This is a genomic window from Jatrophihabitans sp. (assembly GCA_036389035.1).
Classification (GTDB): domain Bacteria; phylum Actinomycetota; class Actinomycetes; order Mycobacteriales; family Jatrophihabitantaceae; genus Jatrophihabitans_A.
Genome location: DASVQQ010000011.1, coordinates 62486 through 89068, shown reverse-complemented (window position 1 = coordinate 89068; position 26583 = coordinate 62486). Strand labels below are relative to the sequence as shown.

The following is a 26583-nucleotide window of genomic DNA, read 5'->3' as shown; positions in this document are numbered from 1 at the left end:
GCGACGGGTGCATGCCTGGCAACGGTAGTGCGGGCGCTCAGCTCCGTTCGCCGAGCAGTAGGCAGGAGTCGCCGAACTCGTGCCAGAGGTAGCCCGCCCGTACGGCCTCGTCGTAGGCCCGCTGGGTGAGCCGGGGGCCGGCGATTGACTCCACCAGCAGCAGGTGGGAGGCGTCCGGATTGTGCAGGCCGGTGATCAGCCCGGTCACCACCCGCGCCGGATGCTCGGGGCCGATGACCAGCTCGGTCCAGCCGCTGGCTGGGCTCAGCCAGCCGTCGGGACCGGCCGCGGACTCCAGCGCCCGGGTGACCGTGGTGCCCACCGCGACCACCCGACCACCGCCGAGTCGGGTGGCGTTCACCAGCCGGGCGGTGGCGGCCGGCACCTCGAAACGTTCGGCCTGCGGCGGCTCGCCGGCGTCCTGCGAGGACACCCCGGTGTGCAGCGTGATCGGCGCGAACGCGATTCCCCGGCTGATCAGGTCAGTGACCAGTTCGGGGGTGAACGGGCGGCCGGCGCTCGGCATCTCCGCGCTGCCGGGGTGCTGGGCGAAGACGGTCTGGTAGTCCGAGAGGGGCCAGTGCCCGCGCAGGTAGCCGTAGCTGATCGGGCGTCCGTGGCGCAGCAGGTAGTCGGCGAAGGGCAGTCCTCCGGTCACCTTTGCGCGCCACAACCGGTTGCCCTGGCCGGTCGGCGACGCGGCGTGCTCGGGATAGGGCGCCAGCAACCGCAGCCGAACCCCGGCCGGCAACCGGAACACCTCATCCGGGTGGGCGGTGAGCAGCGGCAGTGCCGCGTCCGGCGCGGTGCGCAGCTCGACCACCCAGCTGCCGTCGGCCAGCGGGCTGGCCACGTGCAACACCACCGGCCAACCGCCGTCGCCGACCGCGTCGATCTCGCCGGCGATGGTCTTGGAGGTGTTGACGACGACCAGGTCGCCGGGTTCGAGGTGGCGGCCCAGTTCCCGGAACCGGCTGTGGGTCAGCCGGACGCCGTCGATGTCACCGGCATCGGCGTCGCCGGCGTCCGGGCCGCCGGCGTCGGGGTTGCCGGCGCTTCGCACGGCTCCGGCGTCGGGGTTGACGACGCTCCGCACGGCTTCGGCGTCCGGGCCGCCGGCGCTCCGCACGGCTTCGGCGTCGGGGTTGCCGGCGCTCGGCCCGGCTTCGGCTACCAGCAGCCGCACGCCGTCCCGGCTGAGGCCGCGGTGCTCGGGCGGTTCGGTCGCGGTCAGGTTCTCGGGCAGCTCGAACCGGGTGCGCGGGGCGTAGGCGTGCATCGTCATCGTGAGGCTCCTTCGGCGAAGTCGGCCAACGCAGGCTCGGCGGCTTCGGCTAGTGCGATGGGTTCAGTCGGTCGGGCGGCTTCGGCTGGTTGGGTGGCGTCGGCTGGTCGGGTGGCGTCGGCTGGTTGGGTGGCGTCAGCTGATCCGGCGGCTAGCTCCGGATCGGCGCTGGTGTAGCGACCGCTGGGCGGGCGGGTGTCGATCAGCCGCAGCAACGCGGGCAGCACCGACTCGGGCGTCGGCCGGTCGCTGATGTCCTCGCCGGGGAAGGCGGCCTGGTGCATCTCGGTGCGCATGTCGCCCGGGTCGAAGCTGTACCAGCGAAGCTGCGGGTTCTCCGCGGCCAAGGTGGCGCTCAGATGGTCCAGGGCTGCTTTGGCGCTGCCGTATCCGCCCCATCCGGGGTAGTGCGCCACTGCGGCGTCGGAGGAGAGGTTGACCACCGCGCCGCCGGCTGCCGTGAGCGCCGGCAGGCTGAGCTGGATCAGGGCCAGTGGCGCCACCACGTTCACCTGCAGGATTTCGGTGAGGCGGTCCGGCGCCAGATCGGCGAGCGGTGGCAGCGGGGTCGGGCCCAGGGTGCTGGCGTTGTTCACCAGCAGGTCCAGCGAGCCGAATTCGGCGGCGGCCTCGGCCAGCCGGCGGCGGTGTTCATCGTCGCTGACGTCGCCGGCGACCGCGCGCAGCTGGCAGGACCCGCTCAGCTCATCGGCCAGCTGGAACAGCCGATCGGGACCACGGGCGTCAATGACAAGGTTCCAGCCTCGTCGGGCCAGGCCGGCGGCCAGTGCTCGTCCGAGACCGGCAGACGCTCCGGTGATCACGGCAGTGGGCATTTCTCCTCCAGAACTAGGGGTATGGCACCATCCTTAAAGTTGAAGTGCGCTTTAAGTCAAGTACCATCGGAGGATGAACTCGACACAGTTGCTGACGGTGTCCGAGGTGGCCAGCCGAAGCGGCTTCGCGGCCTCGGCGCTTCGGTACTACGAGCGTGAAGGCTTGATCCGGGCCAGCCGGACCAGCGGCGGCCAGCGCCGCTTCGAACGCGGCGTGCTGCGCAGGCTGGCCTTCATCAGAGCGGCTCGCAACGTCGGTCTGAGCCTGGAGGAGATCCGGGCGGAGCTGGCCGAACTGCCCGACCTCCGAACGCCGACCAGGGCCGACTGGGGACGGATTTCGCGCGATTGGCGCCAACGGCTGAACGAGCAGATCGAGGCACTGCAGGCGCTACGCGACGGGCTGCAGTCCTGCATCGGCTGTGGCTGCCTGTCGTTACGATCCTGTGCGATGTCCAACCCCGGCGATGTCATGGCCGCAGGCGGCGCCGGCGCGGCATACCTGCCGTCGCTGCTGCGCCGAGCACCCGATGGAGGCGATGAATGATGCCGGCACTCAGCGGCCGCGGTCCGGAGTTCCTGGAGTTCTGGACCGAACGCCGGCTCGCCACCCTCAGCACGGTTCGCCCGGACGGCACCCCGCACACCGTTCCGGTCGGGGTGACGCTGGACGTCGAGGCCGGCCTGGCGCGGGTGATCACCTCAGGCGATTCGCACAAGGCGCGCCAGGTGCTGGCCGCCGGGCCGGCCGGCGCGGCGGTGGCCCTCTGCCAGGTCGATGGCCGGCGCTGGTCGACATTGGAAGGGCGGGCGATCGTCAGGGCCGACGCCGACTCGGTAGCCGACGCGGAGCGACGTTACGCCGAGCGCTATCGCCAGCCGCGGGTCAACCCCCGCCGGGTTGTTCTCGAAGTAGCCATCAACCGGGTGCTGGGAAACCTCTGAACGACAACACCAAGCGGCAAAAGGCTGAACGGCAAAGGCTGAACGCCAAACAGCCGAACAGCCGAACGGCCGAACGGCCGAACGGCCGAACAGCCGAACAGCCAAACAGCCAAAGGCAGATTGCGTGTCAGCTGGTGGCGGTCAGCTCGGTGAGCGCGGTGACCGTCCGCCAGTTCCGGGTGGTGGCCGCAGTGCCCAGCCGGGATTCGAGGAAGCTGTTGGTGAGCTTGGTGCGGCCGTAGCCGTCCGGGCAGTGCAAGTAGATCTGCTTGCCCGCTAGGGAGAAAGCGGCGGTCTCGCCAGCCGGAATCTGCAGCCGCTGAGCCTGGTCCGCGGCGGGTGCCTCGGCGAGGAAGGTGACGTGCAGCTTCGTCGGGTCCGACTCGCGATCCAGGTAGGGGTTACCAGCCAGCACCTCGGCCAGCTCCCTGCCGGTCCGCAGCAGCACCTTCGAGGACACCCCCAACTTGGCCAGGCCGTACTCGATCGACTGCGCGAGGTCGGCGACATCGTTGGTGGCGTGGCCGAAGACGGCGTTGCCGCTTTGCAGGTAGGTACGCACGTCCTGCCCGCCGAGGTCGGTCAGCAACGCCCGCAGGTCGGGCATCGCCAGCTTGTTCTTGCCGACGTTGACCCCGCGCAGCAACGCGGCGTAGGTCCTCATTGCCGGCAGCTCCCGGATTCCGGCGGGCCTGCGCAGGCCCAGGTGCCCGCGAGGACGTCGGCGATCGGCATGGCTGGCGCTCCTTCGCATGTCTCAGGGCAGACGATGCGCTGCCATTTTAGGACGCGGCGCTCAGCCGGTGAGTTCCTGCTCCAACCAGGTCTTGCCCCGGGTGCGGGCAGTCAGCCGGACACCGCCGAGCCGGCCGGTCATCAGGTCGGCCTGCGCCTGCGCGGCGGCTACCGCCTCAGAGCCGACGTCTTGCAGGAACCGCACCACGATCTCGCCGTTGCGGTCGTGCGCCCAGCCGCCGACGATGGCGCCGTTCCACCAGAGCGACGGGCCGATGTTGCCGAAGCCGTCGAAGAGGTAGGGCCCGTGCTCGCCGAGGAACCACTCACGCTGATGCCAGCCCATCGGCGTGGAGTCCAGCGCCGGCAACAGCGCCGCCCACGGCTGGGACTCGGGCGCGGGCTCCAGGTCCTCGGGCAGCAGGTAGCCGGTGCCGTCGTCGAGTTCGACCGGCACCGCGCCCAGCGCGGCGAGCACCCGCCTGACCTGGGTCTTGGTCCAGCCCGCCCACCAGCCCAGGTCGTGCGCGGTACCCGGACCGAAGGCGGTCAACCAGCGGCGGCCGAGTTCCACCTCGGCCTGCTGGGTGTCCCACTCGGCCAGGCCGCCCGGTGACCACCGCTCCAGTGACGACCAGTTGTACTGGTGCGAGGTCCAGGACCCCCGCGGCCGGCCGCGCACCACTTTGCCTTCGGCGGCAAGCAGGAACAGCATCCGGCTGGCCACGTTCTGCCGGCCCTGGTTGCCGCCGGCGCCGATCGCGATCTCGGCGCCGAGCCGCGGGTCCTCGGCGGCCAGTTCGGCCGCGGTGGCTTCTCCGCGGTCGGCCAGCGCACGCAACGTGACCTGCTCGGCCTCAGCGAGCCAACGCCGGACGTCCTCAGCGCCTTCGGCTACCCCGGTGGCTGTCAGCATCGACTCGAGCTTTCGGCGCTCGCGGGCAGCCACCGCGCGTGAGCAGGCGGCCTGCAGCACCGGAGCCACCTCGAGGCTGGTGACGAAGACGGTGCGGCGCATGGCCAGCAGCCTGATCAGGCTGCGCTCCTCATACAGTGCCTGGTGGACGGCGGCCAGGTCGCCGTCCTTCATCCGCGCCCAGGCCGCCAGGTAGACCGAGGACGGGTCGGTGCCGTGCAGGGCGACGAGGTCAGAAGCCACCTCGACCGGGCTGTCGGACAGCGCTTCGGCGACCAACCGGTGCCGCCAGCCCAGCCGGGCCCGGCGCTGGGCCGTGGTCACCGCGATCATGGCCGCTCCCGGCTGCCTGCCGTCACCGCCGACCAGGGACCGGCTCAGATCACCACGCCGGGACCGCCCACGTCGTCGACCACCGGCAACCCGGCGGCCTCCCAGGCTGCCATCCCGCCGCTGAGGTTGACGGCGTCGAAGCCGGCCCGGGTCAACGCCTCGGACACGGCCGCTGACCGGCCGCCGACGTGGCAGACGCAGATCACCGTGATGTCGGTCGGGACCTCGGCGACCCGTCCGGCCAGCTCGGACATGGCCAGGTGGCGGGCCTGCGGGGCGTGCCCGGCGTCCCATTCGTGTTGCTCGCGGACATCGAGCAGCACGGCCTCATCACCGTCCAGCAGCGCGACGGCCTCGGTGGCTGAGATCTCAGGCGTGGAGTCAGGGTGCACCAGAGCAGGCTAGCCGGTGCGCCGGGCTCAAGCTCTACCGACGATGGCGCCGGCCCGGTCGATGACCACCACGTCGAGGGCGACCGGGGCCTCGCCGATCACCTGCTCGGCGGTCTGCCGTGCCCGGGCGGCCACCAGGTCACCGATCGGCAACCCGTTGCGCTGGGAGATCTGCAGCACCTCCAGGGCGGTGTTGGCCGCGAGCATCTGCTCGGCCACCGACGCGTCGGCCCCGGCTGAGCGGGCCAGTTCGGCGAGGAAGCGGTAGTTAACCTGGGAGCGGCCGGAGTGCAGGTCCAGGTGCCCGTCGGCCAGTTTTGCCAGCTTGCCGATACCGCCGGCGATGGTGAGCCGGGGAACCGGGTGCCGCCTGACGTACTTGAGCACCGCGCCGGCGAAGTCGCCCATGTCCAGCAGGGCGTCCTCGGGCAGGCCGTACAGCTGTGCCGCCACCCGCTCGGAGGTGCTGCCGGTGCAGCCGGCCAGGTGCTGCCGGCCGGCCGCCCGGGCCACGTCGATGCCGCGGTGGATGCTGTCTATCCAGGCGGCGCACGAGTACGGCACCACGATGCCGGTGGTGCCCAGGATCGAGATGCCGCCCAGGATGCCCAGCCGCGGGTTCCAGGTGTGCTTGGCGATCTCCTCGCCGCCTGCCACCGAGATCTCGATGACCAGGTCGGGGACCGCGCCGCCGGCCAGCTCGGTGACGGCGGCGGTCATCAACTGCCGGGGCACCGGGTTGATGGCCGGCTCGCCGACGGCCAGCGGCAGGCCGGCCTTGGTCACCGTCCCGACGCCTGGACCTGCCAGAAAGGTGACGCCCGAGCCGGACGGTCCGGGCCGGATGGTGGCGGTGATCAGCGCGCCGTGCGTGACGTCCGGGTCATCACCGGCGTCCTTGACGATCGAGGCGCTGGCCCAGCCGTCGCCGAGCTGCTCGCGGGCGAGCGCGAACGCCGGCTGCTGGCCCTTGGGCAGCGTGATCCGCACCGGGTCTGGAAAGCTGCCGGTGAGCAGCGCGGTGTAGGCGGCGGTGGTCGCCGCGGTGGCGCAGGCGCCGGTGGTCCAGCCGTAGCGCAAGCCGGTGGGTGTGGTCATCGCGCCTTAGCATGCCTGAGACGGCGCTCGCCGACGAAGCCGGAATGAGGTGATCAGCGTGGCGCGGGTGCTGATCCTGGGTGGAACGGCCGAAGCCAGGGCGCTTGCCACGGCCCTGGCCGGTGTGCCCGGGGTACGACCGATCTCGTCGCTGGCCGGCCGGGTGGCCGAGCCGGCGTTGCCGGCCGGTGAGGTGCGGATCGGTGGTTTCGGCGGGGCTGCCGGGCTGACCGGCTGGCTGGTCGCCGAGCGGATCGCGGCCGTGGTCGATGCCACTCATCCGTTCGCCGCGACCATCAGCTGGTCCGCGGTCCAGGCGGCGGCTGCGGCCGGGGTGCCGATCCTGGCGCTGCGCCGGCCGGGCTGGACCGAGCGTCCGGGCGATGACTGGCGCCGGCAGCCGTCGCCGGAGGCCGCGGCCCGAGCGCTGGACGACTTGGCGCGGGACGGTTCGGCGCGGGACGGTTCGGCGCGGGACGGTTCGGCGCTGGACGGCCGGGCGCGGGACGACTTGGCGCTGGACGGCCGGGCGCGTGACGATTCGGCCGAGCGGGTGTTTCTGACCACCGGCCGGACCGGGTTGGCGCCGTTTGCCGCGCTGGACCGGCACTGGTTCCTGATCCGCAGCATCGAGGCGCCGCGGCCGCCTCTGCCGAGCCGGCATCAGCTGTTGCTGGCGCGCGGGCCGTTCAGCGTGACGCAGGAGATCGCGCTGATGCGCGAGCACCGGATCCAGGTGCTGGTGACCAAGGACAGTGGTGGACCGCTGACCGAGGCGAAGTTGGTCGCGGCGCGTGAACTCGGGTTGCCGGTGTTGATGATCCAGCGGCCGCCGCTGCCCGACATCGCCGCGGTGCCGACGGTGCCGGCAGCCCGGGACTGGGTCACCGCGCTGGTGGCAGGCTCGGCTCAGCCGGGGTAGTGGCGGGGGGTGTAGACGGTGGGTCGACCATCCGTCCGGTAGCGCAGCCGGGTCTGGGACGAGCCGATGATCAGCAGGCAGCGCATGTCGATCTGCTCGGGGTCGAGCTCTGCCAACCGCAGCACCCGAACCGTCTCGGCCGGCCCGCCGACGTCACGCCCGATCACCACCGGGGTGTCGGGGGACCGGTGCTCCAGCAGCAGGTTGCGGGCCTTCTCGACCTGCCAGGTGCGCGACTTCGACGCCGGGTTGTAGATCGCCAGCACCAGGTCCGCGCGGGCGACGGCCGCCAGCCGCTCGGCGATCACCTCCCAGGGCTTGAGCCGGTCCGACAGCGACAGCACGCAGAAGTCGTGCCCGAGCGGCGCTCCGACCCGGCTGGCGACCGCCTGCGCCGCGGTCAGGCCGGGGCAGATCCGGACGTCGACGTCACGCCACTGCTCGTCGTCGGCCATCTCCAGCACGGCACTGGCCATCGCGAACACGCCGGGGTCACCGGAGGACACCACCACCACCCGGGCGCCGCGCTTGGCCAAGTCCAGGGCGAAGGCGGCCCGTTCGGACTCCACCTGGTTGTCCGAGGCGTGCCGGCGCTGGCGCGGGTTGACCGGCACCCGGTTGAGGTAGGTGGTGTAGCCGACCAGCTCGTCGGCGGCGGCCAGTTCGGCCTGCGCCTCGGGAGTCAGCCAGTCCCGGCCGGCCGGGCCCAGGCCGACCACCACCACCTCGCCGCGCTGCCGGGCGCGGGCAGCATCGGGGCGCGGGGCGGGGATGGCGTCACCGCCACGGCTGGGCAGCAGCGCCAGCGAGAAGTAGGGCACGCTCGCCGGATCGACCTCGGCCAGCGGCAGGATGCGCTGCTGGCTGGTGCTGGCGCGCTCGACGTACCAGGCCTCGTCCAGCCGGCCGGCGGCGGCGAAGGCCTGCTGGACCTTGTCGAAGGTGCGTCCGAGCTTCATCACCACGGCCGGATCGGTGCCGTTCAGCCGTTCGGCGAGCACCTCGGCGGGCAGGGTGCCCGGCAGCACGGTGAGGATCTCCTCGTGCTCGACCAGCGGCCGGCCCATCGCTGCGGAGGCTCCGCTGATCGAGGTGACTCCGGGCACCACCTCGCACGGGTAGCGGTGCGCCAGCCGCTTGTGCAGGTGCATGTACGAGCCGAAGAACATCGGGTCGCCCTCGGCGATCACGACGACGTCGCGGCCGGCATCCAGGTGGGCGGCCAGCCGCTCGGTGGCGGCGGTGTAGAAGTCATCCATCGCGCCGGCGTAGCCGCCGGGGTGCTCGGTGGTCTCGGTGGTGACCGGATAGATCAGCGGTTCCTCGATCTGGCCCGGCCGCAGGTAGGGCTCAGCGACCGAGCGGGCGATGCTGCGCCCGTGCCGCGCGCTGTGAAAGGCGATCACGTCGGCGGCGCCGATCAACCGGGCGGCTTTGACCGTGACCAGCTCCGGATCGCCGGGTCCCAGACCGACGCCGGTGAGCCGGCCTGTGACGGGGGCGGTCGATTGGTCGGTGACGAGGTCGGCCGACCGGCGTGTGACGGGGGCGGTCGATTGGTCGGTGACGAGGTCGGCCGACCGGTCGGTGGCGGGGCCGGTCGACCGGTCGGTGGCGGGGTCGGCTGACCGGTCGGTGGCGGGGTCGGTCGACGAATCGGTGGGGCCGGGGGTCGCAGGCAGCTCGCTCACTCTTCCTCGCTGGCGATGGCGTTGATCGCGGCGGCGGTGACGGCAGAGCCGCCGCGCCGGCCACGGACGATGAGGTACTCGGTGGCGCCGGTCCTGGCGCTGAAGTCGGCCAGTGCCTGCTTGGACTCGGCGGCGCCGATGAAGCCGACCGGAATGCCGATCACAGCCGCCGGACGCCCGGCCCCGGCCTCGATCATCTCCAGCAGCCGGAACAGCGCGGTCGGGGCGTTGCCGATCGCGACCACCGAGCCCGCCAGCTTCGGCCGCCACAGCTCGAGGGCCGCTGCGCTGCGGGTGTTGCCGAGCTCGGCGGCGAGCTGGGGCACCCGAGGATCGCTGAGGGTGCACAGCACCTCATTGCCGGCCGGCAACCGGCGGCGGGTGATTCCGGAGGCGACCATCTGGGCGTCGCACAGGACCGGAGCGCCGGCCAGCAGCGCGTGTCGGGCTGCGGTGACTACGCCGGACGAGTAGTCCAGGTCGTGCACCAGATCGGTCATCCCACAGGCGTGGATCATGCGCACCGCGACCCGTGCCAGGTCGGTGGGTAGCTGCGACAGGTCCGTCTCGGCGCGGATGGTCGCGAAGCTCTGCCGGTAGATCTCGGCGCCGTCGGTGAGGTAGCCGGTCACGAGGCGCCTGCCAGGGCGGGGTCGTTGGCCGGCGTCGACTGGGCGGTCAAAGCGGAAGTAGCAACCGGCCCAGGTAGCGCGGCCGCCCCAGATAGCGCCGCCCCAGGTAGCGCGGCCGCCCCAGATAGCGCCGCCCCAGGTAGCGCAGCCGCCCCAGGTAGCGCAGCCAGTGCCGTGGCCAGTTCAGCCGGAGTGCTGCCGACCCCGACCGAGCGGTCGCCAGAGTTCACCTGATAGCCCGAGCCGGTAGCGATCAGGTCGGTCACGGCGTCCGCCGGCCGGCCGCACCGGCGGGCGCAACCGGACCAGTGCACGCCGATGGCCGGTCGCCCCCCGGCTGCTGTGAGGGCCCGGTGCGTCGTGATGGCGTCGGCTCGGACGTCGGCAAGCGCCGAGGCGCAGCCCGGCCGTCCGGTGCAGGCCGTGACATCACTCAGCGGGTCGAACTCGTCGGTGATCATCCCGAGCCCGGCGCAGGCGGCCAGAAGTTCGGTGACGTCATCGGTGTCCAGGTCTGGCAGGACGATGCTGCGCCACGGGGTCAGGATCAGCTGCGGCCGGAGAAACACCTTGGCCTGATCAGTGGTCAAGCCGCCCAGCGGTATACCGATGACCAGGGCGCTGGCACCGTCGCGCTGCCGGATCGGTCGCCCTGGCACGGGTGCGGCGCCGGGCTCAGGTCCGGGGCTGGATTCATGGGCCGGGCTGGGTTCATGGGCGGGGCTGGGCGTCGGACCGGCTGCGTCGGCGATCCCCAGCCGAGCCGCGACCTGGCCGGGGCCCTCGGTGAGTTCGGCCAGCCGCCAGGCGGTGCCGCCCTGGGCTCGGCGTTCGACCAGAAAGGCCTCCGCGGCCGCGAGCATCAGCTCGACCGCGGCATCGCCGGGGCACTGCGCCCCGACCGGCTGGCCCGCCAGCAGCAACCGCATCGTGTGCGGCGAGGTGGCGGTGACGGCGATGTCAGGCTCGGCGGCCAGGACGTCACCGCGGCCGTCGTCCAGGGCAAACAGGAACCGTCCGGACAGCTCATCCAACGCCGGGCGGGCGCACAGCTCGCGATCGAACTCGGCGATCAGCGGGCGGACGTCCATCTGGCCGACACCGTCCCGGCCGGTCAGCGGCGAGGCGAGCAGGTTGCGCACCCGCTCGTGAGCCAGCGAGGGCAGCAGCCCGGCGTTCTGCAGGCGAGTGGCCAGTGACACCTCATCGCCGATCCCCAGCCCCCGCAGCTGCAGGTTGCCGCGCGAGGTGAGCTCCAACTGGCCGTTGCCGAGCTCGTCAGCGGCAGCGATCAAGGCCTGCCATTGTGGGCCGGTGAGGATCCCGCCGGGGATCCGCACCCGCGCCAGGCCACCGTCGGCTGCCTGATGGATCCGCAGCGCGCCCGGGCAGGAGTCCTGTGGGCTGGTGCGGTGGGCAGCGGGCAGTGGTGGCACGTCCGAGATCGTACGGCCACCAGGACTAACGCCTCACCTGATGACCCCAGCGGGAAGGTGACTGATGGCCCAGTGGCAGGTGGCCCATGACCCAGCGGCAAGGTGACTGATGGCCCAGCGGCAGGTGGCCCATGACCCAGCGGCAGGGATGCCTCATGACCCAGTAGTCAGGGCGACCTATGACCAGCGGGCAAGGTGACCCATAACCAGCGGGCAGGAAGTGACCCAGATCCAAGCAAGGTGATAGACGCTGCCGTTCGAGGGAACCGGCTTACCCCTATCCGGCGAGTTGGCGCCTGGGCGTCCAGCGTTGCGGTGGATGGCCGGTGTACTCGTGGCCGGTGTCGTCGGTCCACCGGTAGCCGCCGTCAGGCAGCCGACGATACTGCCAGCCCATTCCGATCTTGCACAAGTTATGCCGCTTGCATGCCAGCGCGCCGCCGCATCGGCAGGTCTGCCCACCCTCGGAGAACGCGACGATGTGCTCGAACTCGCAGCGGTAACCAGGCTGGCCGCAGGTCGGAAAGCAGCACACGCTGTCTCGGGCCAGCACGAAGTCACGCAGTCGCTGGGCCGGGCGGTAGCTGTCCCGGCCGATGTCCAGCAACGCGCCGGTGTCCGGATCGGTGAGCAGCCGGCGCCACGTTCCCGATTGGTCAGCGGCGTAGCGGCGGGCGGTCTCGGCAGTGATCGGGCCATACCCGGCCAGGTCGGCCGGCTCGTCGTCCAGGCCAAGCAAGGTGTCGGCCGCCACCACAATCTGGATGCTCGGCCGACGCCCCTGCAGTTCGGGAAGCGCGTCGTGCGGCAGCCCGGACAGCACGGCGTCGACCAGCAGATCCGCACGCTTCTGGTCCATCGTCCGATGATCGGCGGCGGGAAGCAGGGTCGCGGCGGCGGTGAGCCGGGTGAAGATCAACTGTCCCTGCGGCGCGTCCAGCAGGACGGGCAGCAGCACCATGCCGTCCTCGCAGGGTTGAAAGCCCACCTTGCGACCGGTGACGGCGTGCTGATGACGCTGCTCGGCGCTGGCCGGATCAAGCCGGACCGCCGCTCGCCGAGCAGCCTGACGCACTTGGCCGACGGTCTGATCAGCTGCCCGAGCCAGTGCCAGCGCCTCGAATTCGGCGACCAGTTGGACAGGCAGCGACCATGCCTGCTCGCAGATCACCTCGGCATGCCGATAGGAGATCTTTCCGGCATGCAGCAGCGCCAAGGTGTCAGGCAACTCTCGGACGAGCAGGCTGGCTGTCTTCAGCTTGGTCTGCGCCGTCCGGATCGGAACTCCCAGGGCCAGTGAGACGGCCTCTTGCGAGAGGTTGAGTTCGCTGGCGTCAGCGATCTCGATCTCGGCGAGCACCCGCTGTTGCACCGACTCGAGCCAGTGCTTCTGCTGCTCGAGCAGGGTGAGCAGGTCGATCCGGGCGCCGGCAGGCAGCCCTCGAAGGTCGACCAGCGCGATCTCGTCAGTGGGACGGTCGGCCGGCGGTAGCTCGAGCAACTGGATCAGTCGCTCTGCGACAGGCAGGGACGGGGCGTGCGACGACTGAACGGCAGGCAACGCGGCAGCGGACGGCAAGACCGCGACGGCCGGCGGCAAGACCGCGACGGACGGCAACACGGCGACGGACGGCAAGACCGCGACACCCGGCGATACCGCGGACACCGGCTGTTCGCTCCAGCCTGGATCGGCACGGTCAGCCGCCGGAGTGGCGGACTTGTCGTGACCGGTAGTGAACACAGTGCTGATTTTAGGAGAGCTCGCACTGATATCGGCGGGGATTTCGTCTTTGTGGATAACCTACATCTGATCGGGAAGGCCTGTGCATAACCGGCGCTTGAGGGTCATTAGGTTCTCCTTGCGGTAGCGCCGCATAACCGGCTCCAAACGAACAGTCGGGCGCGATTAACCCCGCCGACTCGGTCGATCCGGTTAACCTGCGGTGTCACGACACAGACCCACCCGCCGGCCAGACCACACCAAGACCAACACCTCCATCACGGAAACCCAGACCGAAGGAAACAGAACGATGTCCGAGCATGTGTTGATCTTCGGCAACGGCTATTACATTCCCGACCGGCTGCGCACCTGGGCGAGGAACGAGGGCCACAGCGTCAGCTCCAGCGTGATCTGCGATCCGGAGCAGATGGTGAAGATCGATGAACCCGAGAAGCTCGCTCGGATCGTCGTGCTGCCTGCCGACGCCCCTCTGGATGAGTGGGTCGCCTTCGCCCGGCTGGTCCACGAACTCCAACCGGTTACCCGAATCGGCAGCTTCAGCGACCAGGGACAGGTCGCCGCCGCAGCGGCCGGGCAAGCCCTGGGCCTGCCCGCCCACTCGATTGAGACGGTCCGACTGGTCCACGACAAGTACGCCATGCGGCAACGGCTGGCCGAGGCCGGTGTCGAGTCCACCGCCTCGGCCACCGTGCGCGACGTGGCGGAATTGGTGGACTTCGCCGCCGTGCACGGCTATCCGTGTGTGGTGAAGCCGGCCAGCGGCATGGCCAGCGCAGGCGTGTCGGTGATCTCAGAACCGGCCCAGGCCGAGGCCGCCTTCGCCCGGGCCCAGGGGATCAGCCGCGAGCAGGGAACAACGACACCCGTGGTGATGACCACCCCGCCCCCGACTATCGACAATCGCACCGCAGCCACCGACAGCCAGGCCACCGACAGCCAGGCCACCGATAGCCAGGCCACCGATAGCCAGGCCACCGACAGCCAGGCCACCGACAGCCAGGCCATCGACAGCCCGATCCAGGTGATAGTCGAGAAGTTCCTGTCCGGCGTCCAGTACAGCGTGGAGTGCTTCTCCGAGCAGGGCGAGCACCAGGTCGTGACCATCACCCGCAAGTACTCCGATCCGGTCAGCCTGGTGGAACTCGGGCATGTGATGCCCGCTCCGCTGGACCCGGAGCAGCAGGAGGCGGTCGGCGCGCACGTGTGCCGAGCGCTCGGCGCGCTCGGTGTCGAGTTCGGCCCGACCCACACCGAGATCGTCCTGACCGAGTCCGGGCCGCGACTCATCGAGACCCACCTGCGCTTCGGCGGCGACTCCATCTGGGACCTGGTCACCGACGCCACCGGCGTCGACCTGGTCAAGAACCAGTGGCGCCAAATGATCGGCGAGAAGGTGCTACCCGGCATCCGTGAGACGCTGCGCGACCCCGACCGGGCCCCCCGGTGCGAGGCGATCTGGTTCGCCGTCGCCCCACCATCCGGAATCCTGGTGGAGATAGCCGGGGTCGACGGACCGCACCCTGACGGTGTCACCGTCAAGTGGCCGCTTCCGCCCGGAACCCAGCTCAACGGCCTGCAGAGCTCGCACTCGCGGCTGGCCCAGGCCCGCGCCCACGCCGACACCGCGGCCGAGGCGCTCGCGCTGGCGCAGCAGGCCATCGAGCGGCTGGAGATCATCGTCCGGGTTCCCAGCATCGTGCCCGAAGTGATGTGACCCGCGGGCCGGCGCGGACCGGCCAACCAGGCGCGGACCGGCCAGCTACAGTTAGCCCCGCCTAGCGGCCATGCTGGAGGAAGCCGGTGCGATCCCGGCGCGGTCCCGCCACTGTGACTCCGTTCCCTCGGAGAAGCCAGACACTCCACCGGCCGCTACCTACACGCCAGGGGCGCGGACCCCGGGGAGGACCACTGTGATCCTGCTGCTCTCGACCTCGGACACCGACCTGCTCAGCGCCCGAGCCAGCGGCGCCGACTACCGGCTGGCCAATCCGGCCCGTACCGAGGTCGAGGACCTGCCCGCGCTGCTGGCCGGCGTGGAGCTGACCGTGGTGCGCATCCTGGGCGGTTACCGCATGTGGGAGGCCGGCATCGACGCGCTGCTGGCCAGTGGCCGGCCGGTGGTGGTGCTGGGCGGCGAGCAGCAACCGGACGCCGACCTGATGAAGCTGTCCACCGTGCCCTACGGGGTGTCGGCCGAGGCGCACTCTTACCTGGCCGAGGGCGGCCCCCACAACCTGGGTCAGCTGCACCGGTTCCTGTCCGACACCGTCCTGCTGACCGGCCACGGCTTCGAGCCGCCGGCCAGCACCCCGATGTGGGGGGTGTTGGAGCGGGAGGGTCTGGAGCGAACCCCGGCCAACAGCGACGCCCCCACGGTCGCCGTCCTCTACTACCGCGCGCACCACGTCGCAGGCAACACCGCGTTCGTGCACGCCCTGTGCCAGGCCATCGAGGGCAAGGGCGGCCGCGCGCTGCCGGTGTTCTGCGCCTCGCTGCGCGCGGCCGAGCCGGAGCTGCTGAGCACGCTGGCCGGCGCCGACGCCCTGGTCGTGACGGTGCTGGCCGCCGGTGGGACGAAACCGGCCACCGCCTCGGCCGGCGGCGATGACGAGGCATGGGACGTCGGCGCGTTGGCGGCGCTGGACGTCCCGATCCTGCAGGGGCTGTGCCTGACCAGCTCGCGGGACAGCTGGCTGGCCAACGGCGACGGCCTGTCGCCCCTGGACGCCGCCACCCAGGTCGCGATCCCCGAGTTCGACGGCCGGTTGATCACGGTGCCGTTCTCGTTCAAGGAGGTCGACGCCGACGGGCTGACGGTTTACGTCGCCGATCCGGAGCGGGCCGACCGGGTCGCCGGGATCGCGGTCCGGCACGCCCGGCTGCGCCACATCCCGCCGGCTGAGCGCAAGGTCGCGGTGATGCTTTCGGCTTATCCCACCAAGCATTCCCGGATCGGCAACGCGGTCGGGCTGGACACCCCAGCCAGCGTCGTCCGGCTGCTGACCGCGATGCGCGAGCAGGGCTATGACATCGGCCCGCTCGACGGCCCGGACGCCTTGCCCGGCGTGAGCGCGCTGGACGGTGACGCGCTGATCCACGCGCTGATCGCGGCCGGCGGCCAGGACCAGGACTGGCTGACCGCCGAGCAGTTGGCGCACAACCCGGTGCGCATCACGGCCGCGGCCTACCAGGTTTGGTACGACAACCTGCCGGCCGACCTTCGCCAGGGCATCGAGCAGCACTGGGGCCCCGCTCCCGGCAACCTGTTCGTCGACTTCAGCAAGGACCAGCAAGGCGAAATCGTGCTCGCCGGATTGCGTGCCGGCAACGTGGTGGTGATGGTGCAACCGCCCCGGGGCTTCGGTGAGAACCCGGTGGCGATCTATCACGATCCCGACCTGCCGCCCAGCCACCACTACTTCGCGGCCTATCGCTGGCTGGCCGAGGAGTTCGGCGCGCACGCCATCGTGCACGTCGGCAAGCACGGCAACCTGGAATGGCTGCCCGGCAAGGGCGCCGGCATGTCGGCCTCCTGCGCGACCGACGCCGCGCTCGGCGAGCTGCCGCTGATCTATCCCTTCCTGGTGAACGATCCGGGGGAGGGCACCCAGGCCAAGCGCCGGGCGCACGCGACCCTGATCGATCACCTGATTCCGCCGATGGCACGGGCCGAGAGCTACGGCGACATCACCAGGCTGGAACAGTTGCTCGACGAGCACGCCAGCATCGCGGCGATGGATCCGGCCAAGCTGCCGGCCATCCGCGCCCAGATCTGGACGCTGATCCAGGCCGCCAAGCTCGATCACGACCTGGGCCTGGCCGACCGGCCGCACGATGCCGAGTTCGACGAGTTCATCCTGCACGTCGACGGCTGGCTGTGCGAGATCAAGGACGTCCAGATCCGCGACGGCCTGCACATCCTGGGTCAGGCGCCGCAGGGCGAGGCCCGGGTCAACCTGGTGCTGGCGATGCTGCGCGCCAAGCAGGTCTGGGGCGGGCAGGCCGCGGCGTTGCCGGGGCTGCGCGAGGCGTTGGGGCTGTCAGAACAGGGCGATGAGGCGCGAACCGACGTCGACGAGGCCGAGAGCCTGGCACACCGGCTGGTGACCGCGATGGAGGAGCGGGACTGGCGGGTCGAGGCCGCCGGTGAGGCGACAGCGGAGATCCTCGGCGCCGGCGACGACCGGGTGACGCTGGTCAGCGAGGTGCTGGCCTTCGCCGCGTCCGAGGTGGCGCCCCGGCTGGCCCGCACCACTGACGAGCTGACCAACCTGCTGCACGCCCTGGACGGCGGCTACGTGCCGGCCGGTCCGAGCGGTTCACCGTTGCGTGGACTGATCAATGTGCTCCCCACCGGACGCAACTTCTACTCCGTAGACCCGAAGGCGATCCCGAGCCGGCTGGCCTGGGAGACCGGCCAGGCGATGGCCGAGTCGCTGCTGGCCCGCTACCGCGCCGACACCGGGAACTGGCCGCGCTCGGTAGGGCTGTCGGCCTGGGGGACCTCGGCGATGCGCACCGCAGGCGACGACGTGGCCGAGATCCTGGCGCTGCTCGGGGTGCGCCCGGTCTGGGACGAGGCGTCGCGGCGGGTCTCCGGCCTGGAACTGATCAGCCTGGCCGAGCTCGACCGGCCCCGGATCGACGTGACCGTCCGGATCTCCGGCTTCTTCCGCGACGCCTTCCCGCACGTGGTGGCGCTGCTGGACGACGCCGTCCAACTGGTCGCCGAGCAGGACGAGCCGCACGAGATGAACTTCATCCGGGCACACGCGCAGGCCGATCTGGCCAGCCACGGGGACCAGCGCCGGGCCACGCTGCGGGTGTTCGGATCCAAGCCCGGGGCCTACGGCGCCGGACTATTGCCCTTGCTGGAAAGCAGGAACTGGCGCGATGACGCCGACCTGGCCGAGGTCTACGCGGCCTGGGGTGGCTTCGCCTACGGTCGCGGCGTGGATGGCATCCAGGCGCGCCCGGACATGGAGAACGCCTACCGCCGGATCAGCATCGCGGCCAAGAACGTCGACAGCCGCGAGCACGACATCGCCGACTCCGATGACTACTTCCAGTACCACGGCGGCATGGTGGCCACCGTGCGGGCCCTGACCGGCTCCGCGCCGGCTGCCTACATCGGTGACAGCACCAACCCGGACGCGGTCCGCACCCGGACGTTGTCCGAGGAGACGGCAAGGATCTTCCGGGCCCGGGTGGTCAACCCGCGCTGGCTGGACGCGATGCAGCGGCACGGCTACAAGGGCGCCTTCGAGCTGGCGGCCACCGTGGACTACCTGTTCGGCTATGACGCCACCGCCGGAGTGGTCGCCGACTGGATGTATGAGAAGCTCGCCCAGACCTACGTGCTGGACCCTCAGTTGCAGAAGTTCTTCGCCGAGTCCAACCCCTGGGCGCTGCACGGCATCGCCGAACGGCTGCTGGAAGCCGCCCAGCGCCAGATGTGGGAACACCCCGACCCCGACACCCTGGCCGCCCTGCAGCAGGCCTACCTCGACACCGAGGGCGACCTGGAAGGCGGCCAGGCCTGAACCGACCTGGAAGGCGGCCAGGCCTGAACCGACCTGGCAGGCGGCCAGGCATGAGCCGGCAGCTGCCCGGTCAGCGCCCGGCGCGGTGGAAGTGAGGCCGCGTCACCGCGCCAGCAGCCGGGCCAGCGCGGGGTCGGCCAGCAGCAGATCGGTGAGCAGGTCCTGCGCGATCCGCGCCGAGCCCACCAGCGGATGGAGCGCGAACGCTCGCAGCGCGAGCTCGTAGGACCCGGTCCTGATCGCCTCGATGGCGGCGCGTTCGGCGGCCCGCACCGAGGCGATCAGCCCTAACTGGTGCAGCTCCAGCGCGGGCGCGGGCGCCGGCCGGGCGCCGGTGGAATCGACCCGGCACACCGCCTCGATCACCAGGTCGGCCGGCAGCCCGGGCAAGGTGTCACCGTTGGCCACGTTGACGATCAGGCTGGTCGCCGGCCCGCCCGACAGGGCCCGCATCAACTCCAGCGCGACCTCCTCATAGCCACCCCCGGCCAGATCCTGCTCGTCGCGGGGTTGCTCCGGCGAGCGCGCCTCAGCCAGGTAGCTCTCCTCCCGGCGCCGCCTGGCCGCCTCCCACAGCGTCGCAGCCGCCGCCGGGTCAGCCGCCGCGGTCGCGTAGAAATCCTGTTGCTCCCGCTGCAGAAACTCGCCCCGGGTCGGGCCGGCGGCCAGCGCGGCGAGGACGTCGGCGGTGTTGTAGTAGTAGTGCAGGTACTCGTTCGGCACAGCGCCCAGCGCCCGCAGCAGCGGCGCTCCGAACAGCCGGCCCTCCTCGAAGGACTCGATCAGCGCGTCGGAGCCGAGCAGGTCCGGCAGCAGGTCCCGGCCGTCCCGGCGTAGGGACCGCAGCCAGCCGAGATGATTGATGCCGGCGTAGTCGGGCGCCACCCGGCCGGTCCGCAGCTCGGCCTCGGGCACGTCCAGCGCCCGGCAGACCCGCCGGATCAGCCCCACCGGCGAGTCGCAGATTCCGATCACCCGGTCACCCAGCACCGCCCGGCTGGCCTCGGTAATCATGCCGGCCGGGTTGGTGAAGTTGATCAGCCAGGCCCGCGGCGCGAGGTCGGCGACCGTCCGGGCCAGGTCCAGCGCGACCGGCAGGGTCCGCAGCCCGTAGGCCAGGCCGCCGGCTCCGACCGTTTCCTGTCCCAGCACGCCGGCCGACAGCGCCCGGCGCTCGTCGGCGACCCGGCCGGCCGCCCCACCGACCCGGATCGCGGAGAACACGAAGTCCGCGTCCGGCAGAGCCCGCGCCGGCGAGGTCTCCAGCCTGAGCCGGATCGCCGGATCGGGCTCGAGCACCCGGCCGATGGTGGCCAGCCGGGCGGCATCGAGGTCACAGAGCACCAGTTCGGTGATTCCGAGCTCCGGGCGGCGTCGCAGCGCCCGGTGGACCAGCGGCACCCTAAAGCCGCCGCCGCCCACGATCACCAGCCGCATGGGGCAATACCCTAATAAGAGGTGGCAATACCCCTCTGAGGTGGCACTCTCATACCGTGGCCGAGCCGGACTTCGACGTGATCATGCAGGGCACGGTGTTCTTCGACGTGGTGCTCACCGGCCTGCCTGCCCTGCCCGCCCAGGGCACCGAGATGCTGGCCGAGGGAATGGGCTCCTGTCCCGGCGGGGTGGCGAACCTGGCGATCGCGGCCAGCCGGTTGGGGCTGCGTACCAGCCTGGCGGCTGTCTTCGGCGATGACGTCTACGGCGACTTCCTGTGGCGGACGCTGGCCGAGCAGGAGCACGTCGACCTGTCCCGCTCACGCCGGTTGGCGCACTGGCACTCGCCGGTGACCGTGTCGATGGCGGTGCACCGCGACCGGGCGATGGTGACCCACAGCCACCCGTCACCGATCCCGGCCAGTGACCTGCTGGCGGATCCGCCGTCCGCGGCCGCCGGCGTGGTGCACCTGGGCCAGGAGCCGGAGTCCTGGGTGAGCACCGCCGCCGAGCGGGGGATGCTGCTGTTCGGTGACGTGGGATGGGACCCGAGCCAGCAGTGGTCACCGGCCGTGCTGGAGCAGCTCGAGCAGCTGCACGCCTTCCTGCCCAACAGCACCGAGGCGATGGCCTACACCCGCACCGACGACCCACGGGCCGCCCTGCTCCAGCTGGCCGATTCGGTGCCGGTCGTGGTGGTGACCTGCGGCGGGCAGGGATCGATCGCGATCGACTCGGTGACCGGTGAGGAGGAGTGGGTTCCCTCGCTGCCGGTGAACGAGGTCGACGCCACCGGCGCCGGGGATGTGTTCGCGGCGGCTTTCGTGCTGGCGACGCTGCGGGACTGGCCGTTGCGCAACCGGCTGGCCTTCGCCAACCTGTGCGCGGCGCTGTCGGTGCAGCAGGTCGGCGGCTCGCTGGCCGCTCCGGGCTGGGGTGACATCTCCGACTGGCTGACCGCGGTGCTGAGCCAGGCAGCGGCCGGCTCCCGGGCCGCCAACGTGCTGGCCCACAGCTACGCCTTTCTGACCGAGTCGATCCCGGCGGGGCCGGCTCCGACGGTTCGCCGGGCCAGCGCGACGATCGCCCGCACGTCAGACGCCTGACCCTGCTCAGATCGCGGGACGGCCGCTCAGACCGCCCAGGGTGCCGACCGCGCAGACCGTGGATGGCCGCTCAGACCGCCGACCGCGTGGGCGCCGGGGCGCTTTCGACGAGCCCCAACCGGACCGCGGTCAGCAGCGCCTGGGCCTTGCTGTTGGCTCCGAGCTTGTCGTACAGGCGTGCGACGTAGGTCTTGGCGGTCGAGGCGCTGATGTGCAGCCGAACCGCCAGGTCCGGCACCGAGAGCCCGGCCAGCAGCAGGCTGAGCACCTGGCGTTCACGCTCGCTGAGCACCGGTAGCGCCGGGGCGAGCTGGCGCCGTCGCAGGGCGGCCGCCAATCCCCGGGAGCTGAAGGAGGACGCGGCGACCGCGGCATGCCGGATGGCGCCGAGGATCTCCGGTGATGACGCCCGCTTCGACACGAACGCGGAGGCGCCGGTCTCCAGGGCGCGGAACAGCACATCGTCCTCGCCGCGCGCGGTGAAGATCACGATGCCCAGGCCTTCGAAGCGGTCGCGCAACTCGGCGGCCAGTTCCAGGCCGGGACGGTCGGGCAGGGACAGCCCGATCGTGACCACGTCGGGCCGCAATGCGCCGATCAGGCCGATCGCCTCGGCGGCGGTGCCGGCCTCGGCGACGGTGTGCAGGTCGGGCTGGCCGTTCACCATCAGCGCCAGTCCGAGCCGGGTGACCGGGTGACTGTCGACGATGATCAACCGGGCTGCCGACGAGGCATGTTCTTGCACATGTGGGGCACGTCGGGCAGCAACGGTTGACTCAACCGCTGTGCTGATCTCCATAGCCCCCCGTTAAGGCCGTACTTCTATTTAACGCCGCTCTTATGAAAGCACACTCCAGCCTTATTTGGTGCCTAAAGTTCTGCTCAAGGCTCACGCGATACGCCTGTTATGCCTGGTCTCGATTACACAACGCGACCTGCTGAACACCCCCCGCGCGCGGCTGTCATCCGATCAGTGGACGTCAGGTCTGTCCGATCGCCCGCTGTGTCATCCAGCCGGAATCCGTCACGCTCACTTCACACGATGTGAGCAGTGCCAACGGGGGGAGGGTGACGTGACGATCGTCTGCGAGTCCGACCCGCTGGCGGCACAGGTGCTGGCGGCGGCCATCGGCGGCGAGCTGCAGATCGTGTCGACGCTGGGCAAGGTCTCGGTGCTGCTGGCGAATGTGACCGGCCGTTGCCCGGTGGTGATCGGCGCCTCGGTCCCCATCGACGAGGCGCTGCGATTCACCGCGCAGGTCACCGTGGAGCATCCGGCGGCACTGGTGATCCTGATCCGGGATCGGCCGACCGACGCCGAGATCACGCGCGCCCTGGCCGCCGGCGCGCACACGGTGCTCGACGTCGCCGCTCACGACAAGATCGCCCATGCGTGTTCGGCCGTGACCGCGCCGCAGGCCGAGGGCAAGATCTTCGCGGTGTTCGCCGCCAAGGGCGGCTGTGGCAAGACCACCCTGGCGACCAATCTGGCGATCGCCCTTCAGGGTGAGGGCCAGCGACGGGTGTGCCTGCTGGACCTCGATCTGGAATCCGGCGACGTCGCCTCGGTGCTGGACCTGGACACCAGCCGGACGCTGACCTATCTCACCGGCAAGCGCGAGGTCGGCGAGCTGGTGGACTCCGGCGAGCTGGTGACCGTGTCCCCGCAAACCGGCCTGGACTGCATCCTTGCGCCGGTGACGCCCGGTGACGCCGAGCGGATCAGGCCGGCGAAACTCGGCCGGCTGCTGCGCGCCCTGGTCAGCCGGTACGACGTCATCGTCGTCGACCTGCCGGCGCGATTCTCACCCGCGGTGCTGGCAACGCTGGACCACGCCCATCACCACGTCGTGGTGGCCACGCCCGAGCGCCCGGCGTTGAAGAACCTGCGCGTGACCCTCGACATCCTGGACCTGCTGGGCTACTCGCGAGCTGCCCGTGCGGTGCTGTTCAACCGCTCGGACACCCGGGCCGCGATCTCGGCGGCGGAGGTGGCCGCGGTCGTACGCGGGCCGATCGCCGCGCACGTGCCCTCCAGCAGCGATGTCGCGGCATCGATCAACCGGGGGGTGCCGTTGATGGCCGCGCACCCACGGCATCCCGTCAGCGTGGCGATTCAGCGGTTCGCTGACAGCTACGCGGCCGTCCTGCCCACGTCAGCTGGCGTCCGGGCAGCTCAAGACCGCGACAGCCGCCTTGGCTGCTCGCCTCACCAAGGGGGAAGCAATGCTGGAACAACTGCGTAAGGCGCGCGAGGAAGAGAGCGGATTCACGCTCATCGAGCTCCTCATCGTGATCGTCATCCTGGGCGTGCTGGCCGGGATCGTCGTCTTCGCCGTCGGCGGCATCACCGACCGCGGCAACGTCTCGGCGTGCAAGTCCGACGTCAAGAACGTCGAGGTCGCCTCCGAGGCCTACTTCGCCAAGAACGGCAGCTACGCCGCCAACATGCCCGCGCTGGTGACCGCCAGGCTGTTGCGCGAGGTGCCCTCGACCACCAACGGCTACACCGTCACCTACGACAACACCAACGGCAACGTCGGCGCAAACGGCCTGACCGGCTGCCCGTCCTAGCACCGAGGCAGGGTCGCCCCACGGGGCGGCCCTGCCTCAGCCGGGTCACCCACTCAGCACGTCCTTGTGAAAGGCACTTCTCCATGCTCGGTCATCACATCGGCAGCCGGATCGACGCGCTGCTGGAGGCGCTCTGGCAGGCCGGCGGCACCGACCTGCTGCTGACGGCTGGGCTGGCGCCGCAATTCCGCGTGCACGGCGAGCTGCGTCCGGTGCCCGACGAGCCCAAGCTCAGCGCGGTCGACACCGAGGCGCTGCTGGCCGAAGTGCTCAGCCCTTCCCAGTTCAGCGCCTTCGCCGGCCTGCACGAGTACGACTTCTCCTTCAGCTGGCGCGACCAGGCCCGGATCCGAGGCAACGCCTTCAGCCAGCGGGACCAGACCACGGTGGCGTTGCGGATGATCCCGCGCCAGGTGCCGACCATGGAGCAGCTGGGGCTGCCACCGGTGCTGGAGAGCTTCACCCGCCAGCATCAGGGCCTGGTGCTGGTCACCGGTCCCACCGGTTCCGGCAAGTCCACCACCCTGGCCGCGATGATCGACCGGATCAACACCCAGCGCGCCTGTCACATCCTCACCATCGAGGATCCGATCGAGTACGTGCACGAGCACAAGCGCTCGGCGATCAGCCAGCGCGAGGTCGGCTCGGACACCGCGTCGTTCCCCGACGCCCTGCGGGCCGCCCTGCGGGAGGACCCGGATGTGCTGCTGGTCGGTGAGATGCGCGACCTGGAGTCGATCCGGTTCGCGCTCACCATCGCCGAGACCGGCCACCTGGTGTTCGCCACCCTGCACACCAACGACACCGCGCAGGCGCTGTCGCGGATCATCGACGTCTTTCCGGGCGAGCAGCAGGCACAGGTTCGGGTCCAGCTCGCCGCGGCGCTGACCGGGATCGTCTACCAGCGCCTGCTGCCCCGGACCGGTGGCGGCATGATCGCCGCCTACGAGGTGCTGGTGGCCACCTCGCCGGCGCGTGGCCTGATCAAGGAGGGCAAGACCCACCAACTCCGAAACGTCCTGCTCACCGGCCAGCGCGACGGGATGGTGACCTTCGAGCAGTCGCTGTCGGCGCTGGTGCAGCAGAACCAGATCAGCTACGACGACGCCCTGGCACGCAGCCTGTATCCCAAGGACATCATCACCGTGCCGCGTCCGCGAGTGGGTGTGACGGTATGAAGCTTCGGGGCCGTCACCACGCCGACGAGGTCGCGCCGGAGCCGGCGCCCTCGCCGGCCGCCGCCCAACCACCGGCCGACTTCGAGGTGCGCGAGGGTGGCCGCCGGCTGGGCGAGCTGATCGTCGATGCCCGGCTGGCGACCCAGGCCCAGGTGGTGGCGGCGCTGGAAGAGGCGCAGCACGGAGCCACCAAGCGGCTGGGCAGGCTGCTGCTCGACCGCGGGATCATCACCGAGCGCGACCTGACCCGGATGATCGCCGAGCAGAGTTCGGTGTCGGCCGTCGACCTGCGCAGCGTGACGCCGGACCCCGAGGTGGCCGGCCTGATCACCGCCGACAGCGCCCGCGCCCTCTCGGCGCTGCCGCTGTCCATCGACGAGGGCATCGTGCTGGTGGCGGTCGCCGACCCGAGCGAGACCACCATCGTCAGCCTGCGCGCGCTGCTGGGCCAGGACGTCCAGGTCACCGTGGCCGGCCAGTCGGATTTGCTGCGGGCCATCGACAACACCTACCGCGCGATCACCGGGGTCAGCTCGCAGGTCAAGCTGTTCGAGGCCCGCGACGGCCTGCGGCGCGACACCGTCCGGATGGACACGCCCACCACCGCCGACGAAGCGCCGGTCGTGCGGGTGGTGCAGATGATGATCGCCCAGGGGGTACGGGACCGGGCCTCCGACATCCACATCGAGCCGCAGGACGACCGGGTCCGGGTGCGCTACCGCATCGACGGCGCGCTGCATGACGTGCTGGACCTGCCGGGCTCGATGGGCCCGGCGATGGTCAGCCGGATCAAGATCCTGGCCGGGATGAACATCGTCGAGCGACGGCGCGCCCAGGACGGTCAGATCGGCACCGAGATCGAGGGCCGCGCGGTCGACATCCGGGTCTCGACGACAGCAGTGGTGGGCGGCGAGAAGGTCGTGCTGCGGTTGCTGGACAAGAGCCGGCCGCTGTTCAAGCTGGAGCAACTCGGCATGCCGGCGGCGATGGCGCGGCGCTACGCCGCGATGCTGCGCGCGCCCTACGGCATGGTGATCTGCGCCGGGCCTACCGGCAGCGGAAAGACCACCACGCTCTACGGGTCACTGGCCGAGATCAACAGCCCGGACCGCAACATCATGACTATCGAGGACCCGGTGGAGTACACCTTCTCCTCGATCAACCAGATCCAGATCAACGAGCAGGCCGGGATCACCTTCGCCGGCGGGCTCCGCTCGATCCTGCGCCAGGACCCGGACGTGATCCTGGTGGGGGAGGTGCGTGACGTCGAGACGGCCCGGATCGCGGTCCAGTCAGCGTTGACCGGGCACTTCGTGCTGTCCTCGCTGCACGCCACCGACTCGGTCTCGGCACTGCACCGGCTGATCGACATGGGCATCGAGACCTTCCTGATCGCCTCCTCGGTCACCGCGGTGCTGTCGCAGCGGCTGGTGCGCCGGATCTGCCCGCACTGCCGCGAGCCCTACCAGCCGAGCGCTGAGGAGCTGGCGTTCCTGCGCGCCATCGACGGCGAGGCCCCGGACGACGGGTTCCTGCACGGCGCCGGCTGCAACTTCTGCGCCAGGACCGGTTACCTCGAACGGACCGGCGTCTATGAGATGTTGACGCTGTCCGACGGCATCCGCGAGCTGGTGCTCGAGCGCGCCTCGCACGACGAGCTGCGCAAGCTCGCCCGGGCCGAGGGGATGAGCACCCTGCTGGAAGAAGCCGCCAACCTGGTGCGCGAGGGCGCCACCGACCTCGCCGAGATCATGCGGTCCGTATACGTGATGGGGGTCTGAGG

22 protein-coding genes and 1 riboswitch are annotated in these 26583 nt (G+C 70.8%); of the genes, 10 read left to right on the top strand and 12 right to left on the bottom strand.

Going from position 1 to position 26583, the window contains the following annotated elements; genetic code table 11:
- Window positions 1-37 precede the first annotated feature (37 nt).
- On the bottom strand, window positions 38-1285 hold the full coding sequence (locus VF557_08190; GenBank protein HEX8080173.1) for an S-adenosylmethionine:tRNA ribosyltransferase-isomerase: 1248 nt from the start codon (window positions 1283-1285) through the stop codon (window positions 38-40).
- A complete protein-coding gene (locus VF557_08185) occupies window positions 1282-2121 on the bottom strand; it encodes an SDR family NAD(P)-dependent oxidoreductase (protein ID HEX8080172.1) in 840 nt (279 codons plus the stop codon). The genes VF557_08190 and VF557_08185 overlap by 4 nt, the downstream gene beginning before the upstream one ends.
- 73 nt (window positions 2122-2194) lie before the next feature.
- Between VF557_08185 and soxR the strand changes: the two genes are divergently transcribed.
- Together soxR and VF557_08175 are read left to right on the top strand one after the other, a co-directional pair.
- Window positions 2195-2668 carry a redox-sensitive transcriptional activator SoxR gene (gene soxR, locus VF557_08180; protein ID HEX8080171.1) on the top strand — a complete coding sequence of 158 codons (474 nt, stop codon included), beginning with the start codon at window positions 2195-2197 and terminating at the stop codon, window positions 2666-2668.
- Complete coding sequence (locus VF557_08175; protein ID HEX8080170.1) at window positions 2665-3066, top strand: TIGR03618 family F420-dependent PPOX class oxidoreductase; 402 nt, start codon at window positions 2665-2667, stop codon at window positions 3064-3066. Before soxR ends, VF557_08175 begins: the two co-directional genes overlap by 4 nt.
- Window positions 3067-3193: 127 nt before the next feature.
- Here the strand turns inward: VF557_08175 and VF557_08170 are convergent, their stop codons facing one another.
- The 4 genes from VF557_08170 to VF557_08155 all read right to left on the bottom strand — a co-directional run bounded on the left by VF557_08170 (window position 3194) and on the right by VF557_08155 (window position 6540).
- Entirely contained in the window at window positions 3194-3730 is a 537-nt protein-coding gene (locus VF557_08170) for a DUF1697 domain-containing protein (GenBank protein HEX8080169.1), read from the bottom strand.
- A 132-nt stretch (window positions 3731-3862) separates the two neighbouring features.
- Entirely contained in the window at window positions 3863-5050 is a 1188-nt protein-coding gene (locus VF557_08165) for a winged helix DNA-binding domain-containing protein (GenBank protein HEX8080168.1), read from the bottom strand.
- 44 nt (window positions 5051-5094) lie between these two features.
- Window positions 5095-5442, bottom strand: coding sequence for a rhodanese-like domain-containing protein (locus tag VF557_08160; protein HEX8080167.1), 348 nt, complete (start codon window positions 5440-5442; stop codon window positions 5095-5097).
- A gap of 27 nt (window positions 5443-5469) precedes the next feature.
- On the bottom strand, window positions 5470-6540 hold the full coding sequence (locus VF557_08155) for a cobalt-precorrin-5B (C(1))-methyltransferase (GenBank protein HEX8080166.1): 1071 nt from the start codon (window positions 6538-6540) through the stop codon (window positions 5470-5472).
- A gap of 58 nt (window positions 6541-6598) precedes the next feature.
- On the opposite strand from VF557_08155, the gene VF557_08150 reads away from it, so the two are divergent.
- Window positions 6599-7462, top strand: a complete 864-nt coding sequence (locus tag VF557_08150; protein ID HEX8080165.1) for a cobalt-precorrin-6A reductase — start codon at window positions 6599-6601, stop codon at window positions 7460-7462.
- Here VF557_08150 and VF557_08145 read toward each other — a convergent pair.
- The 4 genes from VF557_08145 to VF557_08130 all read right to left on the bottom strand — a co-directional run bounded on the left by VF557_08145 (window position 7450) and on the right by VF557_08130 (window position 12722).
- Complete coding sequence (locus tag VF557_08145) at window positions 7450-9153, bottom strand: precorrin-2 C(20)-methyltransferase (GenBank protein ID HEX8080164.1); 1704 nt, start codon at window positions 9151-9153, stop codon at window positions 7450-7452. The two genes, VF557_08150 and VF557_08145, sit on opposite strands and share 13 nt — an antisense overlap.
- Window positions 9150-9785, bottom strand: coding sequence for a precorrin-8X methylmutase (locus tag VF557_08140; protein ID HEX8080163.1), 636 nt, complete (start codon window positions 9783-9785; stop codon window positions 9150-9152). The genes VF557_08145 and VF557_08140 overlap by 4 nt, the downstream gene beginning before the upstream one ends.
- Window positions 9782-11221: a precorrin-3B synthase gene (gene cobG / locus VF557_08135; GenBank protein ID HEX8080162.1), complete on the bottom strand. Its 1440-nt coding sequence runs from the start codon at window positions 11219-11221 to the stop codon at window positions 9782-9784. Before cobG ends, VF557_08140 begins: the two co-directional genes overlap by 4 nt.
- A gap of 277 nt (window positions 11222-11498) precedes the next feature.
- Entirely contained in the window at window positions 11499-12722 is a 1224-nt protein-coding gene (locus VF557_08130; GenBank protein HEX8080161.1) for a DUF222 domain-containing protein, read from the bottom strand.
- A gap of 529 nt (window positions 12723-13251) precedes the next feature.
- On the opposite strand from VF557_08130, the gene VF557_08125 reads away from it, so the two are divergent.
- Window positions 13252-14676, top strand: a complete 1425-nt coding sequence (locus tag VF557_08125; GenBank protein ID HEX8080160.1) for an ATP-grasp domain-containing protein — start codon at window positions 13252-13254, stop codon at window positions 14674-14676.
- A 76-nt stretch (window positions 14677-14752) separates the two neighbouring features.
- Window positions 14753-14822: riboswitch (cobalamin riboswitch) on the top strand.
- Window positions 14823-14872: 50 nt separating this feature from the next.
- Window positions 14873-18505, top strand: a complete 3633-nt coding sequence (gene cobN, locus VF557_08120; protein ID HEX8080159.1) for a cobaltochelatase subunit CobN — start codon at window positions 14873-14875, stop codon at window positions 18503-18505.
- 102 nt (window positions 18506-18607) lie between these two features.
- Here the strand turns inward: cobN and VF557_08115 are convergent, their stop codons facing one another.
- Window positions 18608-19942 carry a hypothetical protein gene (locus VF557_08115; protein HEX8080158.1) on the bottom strand — a complete coding sequence of 445 codons (1335 nt, stop codon included), beginning with the start codon at window positions 19940-19942 and terminating at the stop codon, window positions 18608-18610.
- A 56-nt stretch (window positions 19943-19998) separates the two neighbouring features.
- Here VF557_08115 and VF557_08110 point away from each other — a divergent pair, with 56 nt between their 5' ends.
- Window positions 19999-21048 (top strand): PfkB family carbohydrate kinase, encoded by a 1050-nt coding sequence (locus VF557_08110; protein ID HEX8080157.1) that lies wholly within the window; start codon window positions 19999-20001, stop codon window positions 21046-21048.
- 70 nt (window positions 21049-21118) lie between these two features.
- Here VF557_08110 and VF557_08105 read toward each other — a convergent pair whose 3' ends face one another.
- Entirely contained in the window at window positions 21119-21793 is a 675-nt protein-coding gene (locus VF557_08105) for a response regulator transcription factor (GenBank protein ID HEX8080156.1), read from the bottom strand.
- 328 nt (window positions 21794-22121) lie between these two features.
- Here VF557_08105 and VF557_08100 point away from each other — a divergent pair, with 328 nt between their 5' ends.
- The 4 genes from VF557_08100 (at window position 22122) to VF557_08085 (ending at window position 26581) form a co-directional block, all read left to right on the top strand.
- Complete coding sequence (locus VF557_08100) at window positions 22122-23294, top strand: P-loop NTPase (GenBank protein ID HEX8080155.1); 1173 nt, start codon at window positions 22122-22124, stop codon at window positions 23292-23294.
- Window positions 23275-23622, top strand: coding sequence for a prepilin-type N-terminal cleavage/methylation domain-containing protein (locus VF557_08095; protein ID HEX8080154.1), 348 nt, complete (start codon window positions 23275-23277; stop codon window positions 23620-23622). The genes VF557_08100 and VF557_08095 overlap by 20 nt, the downstream gene beginning before the upstream one ends.
- 83 nt (window positions 23623-23705) lie before the next feature.
- The gene (locus VF557_08090) at window positions 23706-24800 is read left to right on the top strand and encodes a type IV pilus twitching motility protein PilT (protein ID HEX8080153.1); all 1095 of its coding nucleotides are present in this window, start codon (window positions 23706-23708) and stop codon (window positions 24798-24800) included.
- Window positions 24797-26581, top strand: a complete 1785-nt coding sequence (locus VF557_08085; protein HEX8080152.1) for a GspE/PulE family protein — start codon at window positions 24797-24799, stop codon at window positions 26579-26581. Before VF557_08090 ends, VF557_08085 begins: the two co-directional genes overlap by 4 nt.
- Window positions 26582-26583: the final 2 nt, after the last annotated feature.